This window comes from Fibrobacter sp. UWB2 (genome assembly GCF_002210425.1).
Taxonomy (GTDB): domain Bacteria; phylum Fibrobacterota; class Fibrobacteria; order Fibrobacterales; family Fibrobacteraceae; genus Fibrobacter; species Fibrobacter elongatus.
Map to the genome: position 1 here is coordinate 545,435 of NZ_MWQK01000002.1, position 15,781 is coordinate 561,215.

At 47.7% G+C, this 15,781-nt stretch carries 10 protein-coding genes; 9 read left to right on the forward strand and 1 reads right to left on the reverse strand.

Going from position 1 to position 15,781, the window contains the following annotated elements; translation table 11 throughout:
• The first annotated feature begins 9 nt into the window (after positions 1-9).
• The 4 genes from B7982_RS05715 to B7982_RS05730 all read left to right on the forward strand — a co-directional run bounded on the left by B7982_RS05715 (position 10) and on the right by B7982_RS05730 (position 6,719).
• Entirely contained in the window at positions 10-1,869 is a 1,860-nt protein-coding gene (locus tag B7982_RS05715) for a GDSL-type esterase/lipase family protein (RefSeq protein ID WP_088659915.1), read from the forward strand.
• A 96-nt stretch (positions 1,870-1,965) separates the two neighbouring features.
• The gene (locus B7982_RS05720) at positions 1,966-3,714 is read left to right on the forward strand and encodes a GDSL-type esterase/lipase family protein (RefSeq protein ID WP_088659916.1); all 1,749 of its coding nucleotides are present in this window, start codon (positions 1,966-1,968) and stop codon (positions 3,712-3,714) included.
• A gap of 403 nt (positions 3,715-4,117) precedes the next feature.
• A complete protein-coding gene (locus B7982_RS05725) occupies positions 4,118-5,035 on the forward strand; it encodes a TIGR02147 family protein (RefSeq protein ID WP_088659917.1) in 918 nt (305 codons plus the stop codon).
• Positions 5,025-6,719, forward strand: coding sequence for a polysaccharide lyase family 1 protein (locus tag B7982_RS05730; RefSeq protein ID WP_088659918.1), 1,695 nt, complete (start codon positions 5,025-5,027; stop codon positions 6,717-6,719). Before B7982_RS05725 ends, B7982_RS05730 begins: the two co-directional genes overlap by 11 nt.
• On the opposite strand, the gene B7982_RS05735 is transcribed toward B7982_RS05730, so the two are convergent.
• Positions 6,720-7,373: a bifunctional 2-polyprenyl-6-hydroxyphenol methylase/3-demethylubiquinol 3-O-methyltransferase UbiG gene (locus B7982_RS05735; RefSeq protein ID WP_088659919.1), complete on the reverse strand. Its 654-nt coding sequence runs from the start codon at positions 7,371-7,373 to the stop codon at positions 6,720-6,722.
• 69 nt (positions 7,374-7,442) lie between these two features.
• Here B7982_RS05735 and glyA point away from each other — a divergent pair, with 69 nt between their 5' ends.
• The 5 genes from glyA (at position 7,443) to B7982_RS05755 (ending at position 15,710) form a co-directional block, all read left to right on the forward strand.
• Positions 7,443-8,726 carry a serine hydroxymethyltransferase gene (gene glyA / locus B7982_RS05740; protein WP_088659920.1) on the forward strand — a complete coding sequence of 428 codons (1,284 nt, stop codon included), beginning with the start codon at positions 7,443-7,445 and terminating at the stop codon, positions 8,724-8,726.
• A 277-nt stretch (positions 8,727-9,003) separates the two neighbouring features.
• Positions 9,004-9,816 carry a fibrobacter succinogenes major paralogous domain-containing protein gene (locus B7982_RS05745; RefSeq protein ID WP_088659921.1) on the forward strand — a complete coding sequence of 271 codons (813 nt, stop codon included), beginning with the start codon at positions 9,004-9,006 and terminating at the stop codon, positions 9,814-9,816.
• A gap of 83 nt (positions 9,817-9,899) precedes the next feature.
• On the forward strand, positions 9,900-10,022 hold the full coding sequence (locus B7982_RS15135) for a hypothetical protein (protein ID WP_255396740.1): 123 nt from the start codon (positions 9,900-9,902) through the stop codon (positions 10,020-10,022).
• Positions 10,023-10,318: 296 nt separating this feature from the next.
• Positions 10,319-13,918, forward strand: coding sequence for a fibro-slime domain-containing protein (locus B7982_RS05750; RefSeq protein ID WP_088659922.1), 3,600 nt, complete (start codon positions 10,319-10,321; stop codon positions 13,916-13,918).
• A 172-nt stretch (positions 13,919-14,090) separates the two neighbouring features.
• A complete protein-coding gene (locus B7982_RS05755; protein WP_088659923.1) occupies positions 14,091-15,710 on the forward strand; it encodes a carbohydrate-binding protein in 1,620 nt (539 codons plus the stop codon).
• Positions 15,711-15,781 lie beyond the last annotated feature (71 nt).

The window sequence follows — 15,781 nt, forward strand, 5'->3', positions numbered from 1 at the left end:
GGTTTGAATATGGGACTGTTTAGCAAATTTTGGCAGGGCGTTGTTGCGACTTCGATGATTGCGGCTCCACTTGCAATGGCTAAGGTTACAATTTATATGCTTGGCGATTCCACCATGCAGGACTGGGCTGATGGTTATTATCCCAAACAGGGCCAGGGCCAGGATTTTCATTACTGGTTCGATGTAAACAAGGCGGCAGTGGTGAACCGTGGACAGGGCGGCATGTCGCTTGGTGGCGGCGGTAAGGACAAAAAGGGTAACACCGCGGTCGGCTATTACGACATGTTCTTTAAGAAGGGCTGCTCCAATGGTGGTTGCATTGCGGACAAGTTGCAGGCTGGCGACTATGTCGTTGTCCAGTTCGGTATTAACGACGTGAACTACAGCACGGAAGACTTCTTTGCCTCCAACATGAAAAAGCTTGTGAGCGATGTCAGGGCGAAAGGCGCTTATCCGATTATCATGAGCCCGATTCGTCGCTTGTACTATGATTCTCCAACGCAGATTCATAACAGCTATCGTGGCTACCCGGCTCTTAACCAGAGCCTTGCAACGGAATTGAACGTTCCGTTTATCGATATGAGCGAAATGGTCGCGAACTACATGATTTCTGTGGGCGAACGCTATTCGGCACAGTTTATCTTCAACTATGCTACAAAATCTGAATATAGCAACTTGGGCAGTGACCAGACGGACCAGGTGCATTTACAGATGAACGGTGCGAATGCCTTTGGACGTATCATTACAGAACAGATGCGCGCCCACAAGGATCCGATTGTGAAAAAACTTGGTGACTACATGGCGCCTATGTACCAGGTAGATGTCAAGGTGAGCCCGGAAGGCGCTGCCGAAGCGACTTCTCTTAGCGCTTACTACCCGAAGGGCATGACGGTTATGCTCAAGACCATTCCGAAGTCCGGCAAAAAGTTCTTGGGCTGGTATGACGGTAACGGCAACAAGGTCGGCGCCCCGAGCCGCTCCAATGTAAAGTCTCCGTACATCCACACATTTGTCATGGGTTCTGCATCGACGCAGTTCACTGCAGTGTATGAAGGCGGTACCGCTCAGAAGTACACGGGCGATGGCAAGGCTTTGACCGCATTCCCGACAACGACCCCGAAGAGCCTTGACGATGTGACGTTTGAACCGTTCACGCCGATTGATGGCAGTCAGGAGACAGAAACCAAGGTGGATAAGGATATCAAGAAATTCTTTGACGCAAGTAAGCCGGATACTGCAGGAATTGGCTGGACCCAAACGGAATGGACTGGCTATATTGGCGATGGCTATTTCAACTTGGATAACACGAACGTGTCGTTTGCAAGTTACAAGGTGAAGTTCCCCGGTGCAGGCTACGTGACGCTTGCTGTGCGTTACGCCAATGGCGGTTCTACAGACCGTATGTTCAATGCCTACCTTGACCACGACTACTATTTGAGCGCCCCTCCGACAGGTGGCTGGGACAAGTGGGATACCGCTTACGTTGTGATGGATGCGCCGCAGGGCGAAGCCGAACTCAAGTTTATGTCGGTGACTTCTGATGGTGCTCCGAACCTTGATGCGTTTGGCTTTAACCTAGATGGTGTCTGCCGTGTTGGTGTGGATTGCAAGGATGCTAAGGATTCAATTCCGACATCGCTGCAAGGTATCAAGATGGCGGCTAGAGCAAAGCTCCTTGGCGATAAGCTTTTGCTTCCGGAACGTGCTGACATAAGCGTGTTCGATATGAGCGGAAGTCTTGTCGTGCGTAAGGCTGTTTTGGCGGGTGAGGTGGATATGTCTTCTCTCGTGCGTACAAACGGAGTTTACCGCGTTGTCGTTCGCCAGGGTCGTGAAAAGCTTGTTGCGACTTGGGCAAAGGTGAAATAGGTGCAAATTGTCATCCCCGCGTAGGCGGGGATCACCTTTCATAATACAAGAAGGAGATGCCCGACTGAATCGGGCATGACAATAAAAGGATTTGCTATGAATAAGTTTATAAAAATCTTTCTCGCTGCTGCCGTGTTTACGGGTGTTGCCGTGAGCGACTCGACGTCATTCTCGATTTACGTGGTGGGCGATTCGACCGTACAGACGTATAAGGATAACGTCTATCCGCAAACGGGCTGGGGCCAGGTGCTTGGGCATTTCTTTGACGCCTCCCGTGTGAAAGTCCTTAACTATGCAATCGGTGGCCGTAGCTCTAGAACGTTCATCGAAGAAGGCCGCTTGGACGAGGTCAAGGGAAAGCTCCAAAAGGGCGACTACCTCTTTGTGCAATTTGGCCATAATGACCGCGACTATTCAAAGGCCGCGCGTTATGTGGAGCCGTCGAAGTTCTCTGGATTCATCCAACAGTATGTCGATGCTGGCAAGGGCAAGGGCGCCAATGTCGTCCTCGTCTCTCCGATGAACTTGAACGGTAGCCGCAACGTGTTCTCGACGGGCTCTAACAACTACGATGCCCGCGGCATGATGCAGACGGTTGCCAAGAACAACAAGATTCCGTTTGTCGATTTGAACATGAAGTCGTACAACACGTATAACAATACGTACAAAGGTATGGGCGATTATGTGACCCGCTATCTCTATAAAAAGCTGGAAAAGGGTGAATACCCGAATTTCCCTGATGGTGTGAACGATGGTACGACGCACTTCCAGGAAATGGGCTCGATGGGCCACGCCCAGATGATTTGCGAAGAGCTTGCAGATAATCTCAAGTCCAACACGAACCTCTCTGCCGATGCAAAGGCTGCGCTTACGATGCTTGTGTCTGCAATTAAGAAGCGTTATACCATCAAGGTCAAGACGAACCTCTCGAATTACAACGGCCTCATTACGCAGACGCAGTATTTCCCGGCGGGTTCCCCGATGACGCTCCGCGTGACGCCGAACGGCCAGACGTTTGAAAAGTGGGTCGATGATGACTGCAACGAGCTCTCGAAGGACATGATTTATTATGGCTTCAAGACGAAGGCCCGTGACATCACATACACGGCGATGTTCAAGGGCGGTGCCGCTTGCACGCCGATTTCTCATGCTTCGGAAGATTCTTACGAAGAAGGTCCTGGTGGTGGTTCGAGCAGTTCAAGCGGTGAAGTGGAAGTCAAGGAACTTGACGAAGCTCTGTGCTCGCTCAAGGCTGGTACGGATGCTTGGCCGTCAGTGATTGACATGGCGGAACCTGAATTTGGAGATGGCTGGACTGAAAAGAATCATGAAGGCTATACTGGCGGCGGTTTCTTCAATCTTGATAATTCTGCCTACAGCAAGGCCACGTACATGGTGACTTCGGACCAGTCTGCAGAAAAGGCCCGTGTGATGATCCGCTATTCGTTTTCGGGGAGCGCTAATCGCGATATGAAGGTTACGGTAGATAATGGCACCTACGATGTGACATTCAAGTCCACCGGAAGCTGGGACAAGTGGGATACGGTCTATATCGACAACGTCTGGGTGGATGCCTTGGACTTCAAAGTGATTTTACAGTCGGCGACGGCAGATGGCGGCCCGAATATCGACATGATTGCGTTTGATATGAAGGATGTTTATCGTACCGGTTGCAAGGCCGCTCGCGAAAATCAGCAGGGACCTGTTTCGATTGTTCCGACAAAACTTGCGACAAAGCCGCGAGCCAAAGGCATCACGGTCAATGCGCTTGGCCAAAAAGTGCAAAATGTTCGCGATCAGTCGGATTTGCGAAACCTCCCCAAAGGCAACTACTTCCGCTATTAAAAACCAAAATTCTATTTTGAGTCAAAAATTACGTGAATATCTTCAAAATAAGCTTGATATTCACGTAAAATTTTGATGTTGTATGTAGTTAAAATCCGCTTGAATGCGGATTTTTGCTTTAAAATGAAAAATTTTGAGCTTTTAAAGCTTAAAACACTGTCTAAAAGGTGGCGAAAGATACTTTTTGCTGAATTTTTAATAAGTTTGTCTGAATTTTTACGTGAGAAAATCTGATAATTCGATATTTTTCACGTAAAAAATGAACTTTTTTAGATTTTTCAAAAAAAATAACACATTTTTTTATAACATAATGTGGACATAAAATTTGCAAAACTGTGGACAATAATGTATATTAAGTTATGCAGTTCCTGCCTACTGTCTACTTCTAACTGCCTACTAAAACATGATCAATATCTTTGAATATTTGAATTACCGCGATTTTTTGAAAGACGCCTACGAAGAGCGCCATGCAAGCGATTGGCGTTTTAGCCATCGTTTTATTGCCGAAAAAGCGGGCTTCGATTCATCGATGTTCAATAAGATTTTGCAGGGCAAACGCAATTTGACCGACCGCATTGTCGAAGTTTTTGCGTCTATCTTTTGCAGTGACGAACGCGAAAAAGCGTACTTTGCAAACATGGTTGCTTTTAACCAGGCTAAAACGCATACCGAAAGCCGTCAATTCCTGGAAAAGCTTGTCGCGTCCAAGGAATGCAAGGTGGAAAACTTGGCGAAGGACCAGTTTGAATATTTTGACCATTGGTACCATGCTGTCGTTCGTGAACTTGTGACTTTTTACCCGTATGTGGGTGACGATGCCGCCTTGGGCCTTATGGTGCGCCCGCCGATTTCTGCAAGTCAGGTCAAGTCTTCGATTGCGCTTTTGGAACGCTTGTCGATGATCAAGAAAAACGAGCAAACAGGATTTTATGAACAAACGCAAGGTCTTGTTTCAAGTGGCTTTGAATCGTACAATACGGCGGTGAACGCTTACATCCAACAGAATCTGGACGTGGCGCAAACGGCGATGGACCGCTTTGATCGCGGTGAACGCAATCTTTCGACGCTCGCATTTGGTTGTGACGAAACGACTTATAAAGAGCTTGTCGAAATGGTGCGCAGGTTCCGTCGCGAAGTGCTTGCTAAAGTAGGTGCGTGTCAAAAGCCGAATCGCGTTTTCCAGCTCGGCATGCAGCTTTTTCCGCTTTCGGACCCGTATCCGCCACCGCAGAGGCGTGGTCGCAAGCGCCGCATTCGCGGTGCAGAAATGCAGCAATCTCGCGAACCTGAAGAAGTTCAAGGGGGCAATCATGAAAACTAGTTGGATGACGGTTGCTCAAATGCGCTTGTTGGCTTTGCTTGGCGTGATTTCTTTTGGCCTTGTGGCTTGTGGTGATAACGGCAAAGTGGCTGGTGGCACCGAAGCCGAGTCAACTATTGCTTTGTATGTTCAAATGGCGGATGGAACGCCCGCTTCGATGGCGCGCGTCCGCATTTTGCCGGACAATTACCTTTCTAGCGGCCCTGCGGAAAATGCTTGGAACGAAACAGATGAGGATGGGCAAGTCTCGTTTGAAGTCCGTAACGGCCGCTACACCATTGAAGCTCGTAACGTGAACAAGTCTGAGGCTTCGGGCGCTGTGCATTCTGTAGCTCTTGCCAAATCGGATTCCAAGGTCGATACCATCAAGCTTGGCGAGCTTTCGTCTATCGAAGGTTATGTGGTGCTTGGTGAATCGCCTGTCGTTCGCGTGGCGGGTCTTGACCGTTACGTTGTTCCTGATAGTACGGGCCATTTTGTGATTGACTCGCTTCCGCAGGGAAGCTTCGATGTGCAAATTGGCGACCCGGAAGAAGTCCATTCGACGGTGGTGCAATCCAATGCGGGGGACACTTTGTTTGTGGATGGTTCCGACACGTCATCGACCATTAAGGTGGTGATGTCGAAAACGTCAACTGCAACGGAATACCCTGAGAGCGACTGGAGCGCTCACGATGAATTGCTCAAACAAATTCAAGGCTATGCTGCAGGGACGCTCGGAGCTTCTGGCCGAACCGACAGCACGGGGAAAATTGAAAAGACCGAAGGCGAAATTTGCATTGTTACGACAACGGATGATTTAATTGATGTTGTCGACTCTTCAAAGGTGGATTCGTTGGGAAATTACGGGACGAAGGTCGCCTTGTCCCAGGGCTCTTTCCGTGAATGCGCCGAGAAGGAAACACCTGTCTGGATTCTTTTTGAAAAAGATGGTACGTATAATTTACGCTCTCCACTGCGAATAAAGTCTGATAAAACTGTGGACGGCCGTGGGCGCGATATTCGCATTACCGGTATGGGAATTTTGACAAATGAATCGTCCAATCTCATTTTTGAAAACTTGACTTTTACGGCGCCTGCGATAACAGCTCATGATACAACAAGCCGTCGCGCTCTCTCGATCCACAACCGCACGCACCACGTTTGGGTGGACCATTGTACGTTCGAAGAATATCCGTTAATTCTGGTGGATGTCAAGCGCGGTTCAAATGCGGTTACGCTCTCGTGGAATCGTTTTGAAAATGCACAGTCAGGCATTTTATTTGGGCTGGAACCGGACCTTTTCGTTGATTCAGCACAGACGTTGACTTTGCATCACAATTACTTCTCGAACTTGGAACTTCGAGGCGTGCTTGCGCGTCGTGGTAAAATTCATGCCTATAACAATTTCATCTACGATGTGGGGGATGCTGGAATGGAATGCTCGGATTCGGCGTCTTGTTACATTGAAGGTAATGTTTACAATAACAATGTGCCTGTTCGGGACTATCGCCTGAAAATTGAAGATGGCTCGCCGGATAAGGCTACGGAAGGCTATGTTTACATGATAGACAACTGGTTTGGCCGTAGTGGCGAAAATATTTCAGGCGATGCACTTGGGTTTAGGCCTGCTTACAAGGTCTCTGTAGATGATTCTAGCGCGGAGTTGGCGGTCCGTGTGAGGAATGAAGCCGGTCCTCGGTAATTACATTCCCCAGTGACGTTCGTTGGGCTTGAAATCCTTAACCTTGATTAAAAAGCCGTACTGCAACGGCAAGAAGTTGCTGTGGGCGAGAAACCTCGGCATAAACTTGAGCTGTTTTCTAATGCCTATAGTCTGCTCAATTTCGAGACCGTTTTCTTTTGCGAAACGGCGGAAGCTCTTTTTGGTCCAGAACGTCTTGTGGTTGATGTCCAGGACGCCATAGCAGCGTTCGCCCTGGTCTACGCGCACATAGCGGAAGTCGCGGAACACGAGAATCTGGAAAATCGTCTCGATGCTCAAGAAGTTCGGAAGTGAAATCAGGATGTGGCCTTCCGGATTTAGATGCTTCTTGCAGAAGTTGATCATGTCTACCGGGTCGTTTACATGTTCCAAGACATCGCAAATGACAATGAGGTCGAACTTGCGGTCTTCGGTGTACTGTTCGTAAAAGACGTGGTGGTATTCGTTGAACCCGCCTGGAACCTTGTCCGCAGTCTGCATATCTTCGCGATTTTCGGGCTCGATGGCGACCTTGTAGGCGTCTTTCGGGTAAAGAACGCAGTTTCTGCCGGATCCGGCTCCGATTTCTAGAACACTTTTAACATCGGGCGGAACGAGAATGGCAATATCACGGCGAACTTTATTTGGGTACATGGTCTATCCTTTTGGGGGTAATATACAAAATTTTACTATATTTGCGGTGCGAACTTTAAAGGAGCTATAATGCTTAAATCTACATTGCAACAGACCGATCCGGAAATCTATAACATCATCCAGAAGGAAGCCGAACGCCAGGAATATGGTATCGAACTTATCGCTTCTGAAAACTACACTTCCAAGGCTGTGATGGAAGCCATGGGTTCTGTGCTCACGAACAAGTACAGTGAAGGTTACGTTGGCAAGCGCTACTACGGTGGTAACGAAGTTATCGACGAAATGGAAGCTCTCGCTATCGATCGTTGCAAGAAGCTCTTTGGTTGCGACCATGTGAACATCCAGCCGCTTTCCGGTTCTCCGGCTAACGCTGCCGTGTACTTCGCCGTTCTCAAACCGGGCGACAAGGTCCTCGGCCTCAAGCTCGACCACGGTGGACACCTTTCTCACGGTCATCCGGTGAACTTCTCCGGCATGCTCTACAACTTCGTGCAGTACGAAGTCGATAAGGAAACTGGTCGCATCGATATGGACAAGGTCCGCGAAATTGCTCTTCGCGAAAAGCCGAAGATGATTCTCGCTGGTTTCTCTGCCTACAGCCGTAACCTCGACTGGAAGCGCTTCAAGGAAATCGCAGACGAAGTTGGCGCTCTCACGATGGCTGACATTTCTCACATTGCAGGCCTCATCGCCGGTAAGGCTATCGATTCTCCGGTGCCGTATTTCGACATCGTGACGACCACGACCCACAAGACTCTCCGTGGCCCGCGTTCCGCTATCATCATGTGCAAGGACCGCACGATCCAGAAGATGGTGAAGGGCGAACTCAAGGAAGTTTCCCTCGCTAAGGAAATTGACAAGGGCGTGTTCCCGGGCATGCAGGGTGGTCCGCACGACCACATCAACGCCGGTAAGGCCGTTGCATTCCTCGAAGCTTTGCAGCCGGAATTCCAGGTCTATGCAAAGAATGTTATCAAGAACGCTCAGGCTCTCTGCGCCGAAATGCAGAAGCTCGGCTACAAGGTCATCAGCGATGGTACCGACAACCACCTCATCGTTGTCGATATGACTTCTAAGGGCGTTTCCGGTAAGGAAGCTGAAGTTGCCATGGAAAAGGTCGGCATCTCCTGCAGCCGTTCTACGATTCCGTTCGATCCGCGCAAGCCGATGGACCCGTCCGGTGTTCGTCTCGGTACTGCTGCTATCACGACCCGTGGCTTCGACGAAGAAGACACCCGCGAAGTGGCACGCATCATCGACCGCGCTATCCAGGCTAAGGATGACGAAGCAGCTCTCGCCAAGATTCGCGAAGACATCGTCGCTCTCTGCAAGAAGCACCCGCTTTACAAATAAGACCGCTCGGCTCTTATGCAAGGCGGGGACTCCGTCTTCGCCTCGCTCTCGCAACCGCCCCAGTTTAATAACTGGGGCTTTGTTGCTCACGGAGTAAAATGTAGCGGGGTGAACGCTCCGCGCATTACGTCATCCTGAGCGAAGCCGTAAGGCGGAGTCGAAGGATCCTGTGAATTTTGCCCTCGATTAAAATCGAGGGCTTTTTTGATGTGTTTTTTTTATAGCTTGTTTTGTATATTGCGGACAAAAAAATGGTTCATTTGTAGTGAGCGTTGGAATGAATAATATTTATGCTCTTATTTTGTCTATCGCAATGTTTTTCCTTGCCGCGTGCGGTGAAAGCGACTCGTCTGTGAATCCCGTTGATGACACGGGTTCCTCTCTATCATCTTATGAAAAATCCTGTAGCAGTTCCGCAAAATCAAGTAGCTCTGTAAAACCTAAATCAAGTGAGTCCGCAAAAAAAGTTAATGAAGATTGTGTTTATGATGCAAAGGCAAATACGCTCAAAGATTTGCGTGATGGACAAACGTATAAAACGGTAAAAATTGGTAATCAGGTATGGATGGCGGAAAACCTCAACTACAAAACTGTAGATAGCTATTGTTATAACAATAACGACAAAAATTGCTCTAAATACGGACGACTTTATACTTGGACAGCTGCAATGGATAGTGTTGGCGTATTTAGTGAAAATGGCGAAGGCTGCGGTTATGGCAAGAAATGTTCGCCAACGTATCCAGTGCGTGGAATTTGCTTTAACGGATGGCATATTCCTGATGCTAGCGAATGGAATAGGTTGTTTGCGATGGCAGACGATTCTATTGGAACAAAACTCAAGTCTGTATCGGGTTGGAGTTTTAACAGTGGAAATGGCACGGATTTATTCGGCTTTTCGGCTCTTCCTGCGGGACACAGGGATTTTATTGGCGGTTTCTATGGCGATAGTACCGAAGCGTATTTTTGGAGCTCTACAGAACGTGATTGGTATAATGCTCGCTATGTGGGGCTGCAAAAACATAATAGTGAGGGGGCTCGATGGGGGCTCGAAAAGGACAAAGCCATTTCCATCCGTTGTGTTAAAGACTAATTTCTCATTTTGTCAACGATTAACCTAGCCTAAAAACGCCTAATTTCGCAAAATAAGCATATATTCCATACGGGAGATATTGTATGGTATGTTTTAAAACTTCTCTTTGCGCGGCGTTTTCGCTTGCTGTTTCTACTTTTGCTGGCCCAATCATGACGGTTCCTTGGAACGGTCATCCGGGCGCAGCCAAACTTGTTTGGACATGACCGAGACCAGCATTTAACGCCGTTGGCGTTCGTGGCTGCGGTTATGCCATATCTGAATACAAGTATTCAGTTGCGTCATAACCTTGCACACTATTGGTACTTGAACGAAGTGAATGTACAAGTAGACAGTGGTTAGGAATTGCTGCTGGACACTGCTGTTGTCATTCTGGAGCCACGCAGTGGCGATAGAATCCAAACAAGTGTTGTCTGTAGAGGACACTTTGCAAAGCTCGCCCTTTTTTTGTGTGATTTTGTACGCTTCCCGTTTTAGATTTATCCCCAAAAAAGGTGTCGGGATGTTGAAAAAATATGTGTTAGGGCTGTTTCTAGGCATTACGGCTGCTTTTGCAAGCGGCCAACAAAAAACAATTGCTTTCTTTACTCCGTGGTCGAATACGAATGCTGTCCTTTATATGGGCGGCGATTCTGTAGCCACCATGACTTCGCTTGAAAATTACTGCGGGTGGTTCAAGGCTACGGTAGATGCCCCTGAAAGCGATTTCAAGGTTTACTTTAAACAGACCGTCGGATTTAATTATGTCGGCGCCGAAGGCTTGGTCTCGACGGAACCGACTATGGCGACTGAAATTGCGCTTGATTCTGTGGCGGCCCTTTCGGATACGATTTGGGTTCAAGGCTACAAGACGGATGTGCCCGCGCTATTTTCGAAATATCCTGGCGTTCTTGGCGATTGCCCGCTAAAGAAAATTCCTGTGACGGTTTACGACTGGCTTCATGGAACTAAGGGCGATGGAGACGGTAGCGGTAAAAATGGCGACCCGGCAAACGGTGTGAGCGCTGATTTTGGGTCGGGAGGATGCTCTGGCAAATCGAAGGCTGTGACGGGCATGGTCGAATACAATCTCGGTCCAAACGGCGTTCCTGTTCGTGCAAATCCGTTCCCGGAAAACTGCAAGATTACGGATCATTTGGATAGCTGGTTCTTGCCACAGGTTATCGGCATGGATACTGCGGGTAACGAGTACACCAATATGACTTGCCGCGACCTTTATGTTTCTTTGGACGATGATGGATTTTGGCTTGCAGAAGTGTCGAAAGACCGCATATCGGAAGGCAACGAAAAGAATTCAGATGGCATGTTCCTACTGGATGATTTTGAATATCTCGATGATGCAAAGACCGTTCCGAATCCTTATTTTGACCAACTTAAGGGAACAAAAATCGGCAAGCATAATTTTGGCTATACTGCAAAAATTCAGGCGACCTTTGAATATGTTCCAGGGCAGTATTTTGATTTTTATGGAGACGATGACGTTTGGGTGTTTATTGATAATCGATTGGCTGTAGATATCGGTGGCCAGCACGCCCAAGTGGCGGGTGCCGTGGATCTCGATACGATTGGTCAAAATACTGGGAACAAGCTTATTCCTGGAAAGACTTATGATTTCCACATTTTTTACGTTGAACGCCATACGGGTTCCTCGAATTTCCGCATGCGCACCTCCATTGACTTGCATGTGGATGCGTCGATTTTCTTGACGTCTGATAATCGCGATGAAGGAAAGCGTTTTGAAATTTGGCAAATCAATAAGAAAAATAAGCTGTCTTGCAATTACGATGCAAATTCAACGGAACTGGATACGATTGGAGGCGCCTCTACGTTTACGCTCACCGGCGGAAATCTTGCAGAACCTGAAATTCTTGATGTCGGAACGCATTACGAAGGCATCGTAATTACAAGCGATTCGACATTCTACATTGACTCGGCGGCGATTGTGTCGAATGTTGCCCTTGCTCCTGGTCATTACTTCTTGGAAATTACGTTGAAGGCAGATCCCAGCCAAAAGACTAAAGTTGAAATTACGGTTCCCTCTTATGCGGTGCCAAGCGTTGCTTTTATGAAGACGGATTGGACTATTCTCGGGAAAAATGTTTCTGGCGATACTGCGCAAATTGGCGAATGGGCGTATGCGACCTATCAAGTGAATATTGCCTTCTTTGAAGAATGGGCGAAGGTCAACAATTACAATCGAAAGATAAATCTATCATTCTCCGATGTGAATATTGATATTTTGGATACTGTGGACGGAAATAAAATCAATGCTGTGAATTTGGATGCAAATGGAAAAGCAACATTCTTTGTCCGTGCTAATGCGCCTGTGTCGGGCGTGACGCTTACGGCGAAGGGTGCTGCTGCAGGTGTGTCCGTGTGGACGGACCTTGTGTTTGCGGCTCCGCCGGTTCCCCGTGTGTCAAATGCCATTGCGATTGACCGAAACGGTGATGGTCGTGCCGATAGTTTGTATGTGCATTTTGATAAATCTCTCAAGCAAAAGAGCAAACTCGATTCTATCCAGTTTACTTTTGGGGAATCGTTTAATACGACCTCCAAGTTTACGATTGTCAATGAAAATGATATTGTAATTACGGCTGAAAACTTGACTCCGCAAAATTGCTCTGGGGATGTGTGCGGCTTTGGAAGCAAGGTCTTTACAGGGGGCACCTCGGACGTTTATGTCGGAAGTTTAAACAATTGGTTTACCTATGAAGACAAAGGAAAGACTGGTCGCTTCTATATGGAAAATGAACCCATTGCTGATGGGGTCGGGCCTGTTATTCTTACGGCTGTAAAATCAAAAAATAATAGTGGAAATGTAATGCTCGTGCTTACTTTCAGCGAAACCGTGTCCGATGAATCCAAAAAGAATTTTGTACAAATGTTCGATTTCCTCTGTGTACGTTCAGGAGAAAATCGTACTCCTGAAAATCCGATGCTGCAAGGAGGGGCTGATAAAACCATGTGGCTCATTTACGGGGCGACTGCAAAAGATGCGGTGCTCCCGACTAGTGGTGATCGCGTTCGTTTTACCGTTGATGGAATTGTTACAGACCTTGCACAAAATAAGGCCCATAAAGAGAACCCTTGGGTTGTCATAGCCGGGAATCAGGAACTTTCTCTTGAAAGTCCCAATGTGGTACTGATTGGCGAAGATCCTTATGATATCATCAAGAAGGATGCCGTTACACAGGCTCTGCTTATTCCTAACACAGCGCAGAATGCTCAGGAAATAGGGGATTCTCTTGGCGTTCAGGGAAGTCTTGTCGATTTCGATGTCTCGAAAATTATGATTGAACAGACTCAGACTGCAGTGAATCATCTTGATGCGTTTATTGAATCTCGAATTGATAATACGGTCCACTACGACACCACCGTTACAAGCATCAGCGAAGAAGAAGCTCTTGTGCAACTTTTTAACGACATCCGTACCGTAGTTGTGGATACGTCTTACGGGTTTTGCGAAGAGACGGTCAACGGGATTTTAGACGGAGCTATAAACGAGGGTAATTATAAATTAATAGTTCGACCGGAAGACCAGGTGCTTATCGCGACGATGGTCGAAGCGAATGTTGATGCGAGCCGCGATACCACCATTGCGATAGATGAAATTTTATCTGTAACGCAGGCAGACTTGTTCGATGCAATTCGACAAGGAAAAATGGATAGAGAACTTTTGCAAGCCGGTGTAAGCCAAGAACTGATTGATGCCATAAAAAATGGCGATGTAAATGAATTCAATATCGGTGAATATCGCAGTGGCGAAAAAACTGTAATTTCGGGTGATGATGTTGAACTTTATTACCATACGCGGTATTTCAGTCACTTGGGAGAATTTGTTGGAGATTATTCCAGTTCAATTAAATGTTCGGATCGTGATTTATATGGAGAAGAAGGTTGCTTAAAAACCAAGGGAAGAATTTTCCTAGCTTGGAATATGCGCTCTAATAATGGCCGTTTAGTGGGCACCGGAGTTTATATCGAACGCCTTGAAATCAAGGTTATCGTGAACGGGAAAAAAAATATACACCAGGTTCGGGATAAATTGATGGGCGTACGCCGTAAAGGTGGCGCGTTGTCTCATAAAAATAGTCTTTGAAATTGAAACATATACAACACCCACAGACTCCAAATGCGCAGACTCGAAAGAGCCTGCGTTTTGCAATTCAGGGTGCTTTTAGCATTTTGTCAATGTTTTTTGTAACGTAGTTTGTTCTCTTTACCTTAAAAGAGGGTATTTTCATGCATAGAAAAATGTATGGGAGATATGTATGGAATGTTTAAAATTATCCTTTGCTGCGCTTTCTTTGGCCGCTGTTTCGGCTTTTGCGGGCCCCATCACAACGGTTCCTTGGAACGGTCATCCGGGTGCAGCCACTTTCACGTTTGACGATGGTCTCCATTCCCAAACGAACAACCTTACGTTCTTGGACAACATGGATGCAAAGGTGACGTTCTTTGTTTGCACGGGAACGATGGATTTTTCGACCAATTCGCAACCGCACTTGAATTATGCCAAGAAAGGCCACGAAATCGGGAACCACACGGTCAACCACAAAAATTTGACGCAGGGTGCGGATCTCAATTCAGAAATTGGCGGTGCTGCCACAAAGCTCCGTAGCATGGGGCTAGAAGCGACTTCCTTGGCGACGCCTTATTGCGCCCAGAACGCGACCGTTAAGAATGCGATTAACCAGGAACATTTCATCAATCGCGGGTGCGGTGGCGGCGGCCTCACGGGCTGGGATAACGAACCGGACTGGATGCAGATTGATTCGCACTACTGGCAGGCAAGTAGCAATGTCGCGAGTTTCAAGAGTAGCCTCGATCAGGCGGCAAGCGGCAAGTGGCATGTTCAGCTGAATCACGGTGTTGCGGGCAACTGGGATGTGATTTCGACGGCGGACATCAAGACGCTGATTGAATATGCGGTTAGCAAGAATTTGTGGGTTGCGACATTCTCCACAGTGGGCGCTTACTTGCGTGCTCATTTCACGATTGATAAGGCGACTGCGACGAATACGGCGAACGGATTTACGGTCAAGTGGACATCTCCGCATGCGCATATGCCAAAGAGCGTGCCGCTTCGCGTAAAGATTCAGGGCGCACAAGGCAAGACTGTAAGCCAGAAGGGTAAAGAGGTCAAGCCGAATTCCGACGGTACCTACACGATTGAATTCATGGCGCTTGAACTTGAAGTTTCTGGTGAACCGATTGAAGTCAAGCCGTTCAAGGGCGCAATTGAAATTCCGGGAACAGTCGAAGCAGAAAACTACGACACTTACGCTTACAGTGATGCCGATGGCAAAAGCGATGAAACGGGCTACCGCAGCGATGATGCCGGCATTGTCAAGGGCGGCTCTGGCTATGCGCTTGGCTACACGAGTGCTGACGATTATTTCGAATACACGCTTGATGTGAAAAAGGCGAGTAAGTACAAAGTTGTCATCAATGGCGCAACGGGTAATTCTACAGCGTCTTCTGTGACGGTTTCTGTAGGCGATAAAAAGATTGAAACGGAAATTCCGTCTAAGGGCGATTGGAATACGTATTCCGAAGTCGAAGCGGGCGAGTTGGAGCTTGCTGCGGGCAAGCAGACGCTCCGCCTTACAATCAATACAAATTATATAAATGTCGATTGGATCAAGTTCGTGGATGAGTCGGGGACAACGAATATCGCGCGAAAAATTGCGTTTGAACATGGCCTTGCGATGGTGCATTGCCAGGTGTTCGATTTGAACGGTCAATTGGTCAAGTCCGCAAACGTGATGGCGGGTTCTGTACGTGAAGCCTGGAATCTTGTAAAGATGGGGCTCCGAAAAGGCGCTTACATCATGCGTTACGGCGAAGCGGGACAAGGCTCGCACGTCGTGAAGGTTCGTTTGCAATAGCCAAAGACTATTAACTAACAACCAATAACTAATGACTAATAACCAATGATAAATAGCTCTCGTCACTGAGG

Excerpts from the sequence above, each read along its gene's own strand:
- B7982_RS05715 (WP_088659915.1), top strand. The coding sequence starts at position 10 with ATGGGACTGTTTAGCAAATTTTGGCAGGGCGTTGTTGCGACTTCGATG.
- B7982_RS05720 (WP_088659916.1), top strand. The coding sequence starts at position 1,966 with ATGAATAAGTTTATAAAAATCTTTCTCGCTGCTGCCGTGTTTACGGGT.
- B7982_RS05725 (WP_088659917.1), top strand. The coding sequence starts at position 4,118 with ATGATCAATATCTTTGAATATTTGAATTACCGCGATTTTTTGAAAGAC.
- B7982_RS05730 (WP_088659918.1), top strand. The coding sequence starts at position 5,025 with ATGAAAACTAGTTGGATGACGGTTGCTCAAATGCGCTTGTTGGCTTTG.
- B7982_RS05735 (WP_088659919.1), bottom strand. The coding sequence starts at position 7,373 with ATGTACCCAAATAAAGTTCGCCGTGATATTGCCATTCTCGTTCCGCCC.
- glyA (WP_088659920.1), top strand. The coding sequence starts at position 7,443 with ATGCTTAAATCTACATTGCAACAGACCGATCCGGAAATCTATAACATC.
- B7982_RS05745 (WP_088659921.1), top strand. The coding sequence starts at position 9,004 with ATGAATAATATTTATGCTCTTATTTTGTCTATCGCAATGTTTTTCCTT.
- B7982_RS15135 (WP_255396740.1), top strand. The coding sequence starts at position 9,900 with ATGGTATGTTTTAAAACTTCTCTTTGCGCGGCGTTTTCGCTTGCTGTT.
- B7982_RS05750 (WP_088659922.1), top strand. The coding sequence starts at position 10,319 with ATGTTGAAAAAATATGTGTTAGGGCTGTTTCTAGGCATTACGGCTGCT.
- B7982_RS05755 (WP_088659923.1), top strand. The coding sequence starts at position 14,091 with ATGGAATGTTTAAAATTATCCTTTGCTGCGCTTTCTTTGGCCGCTGTT.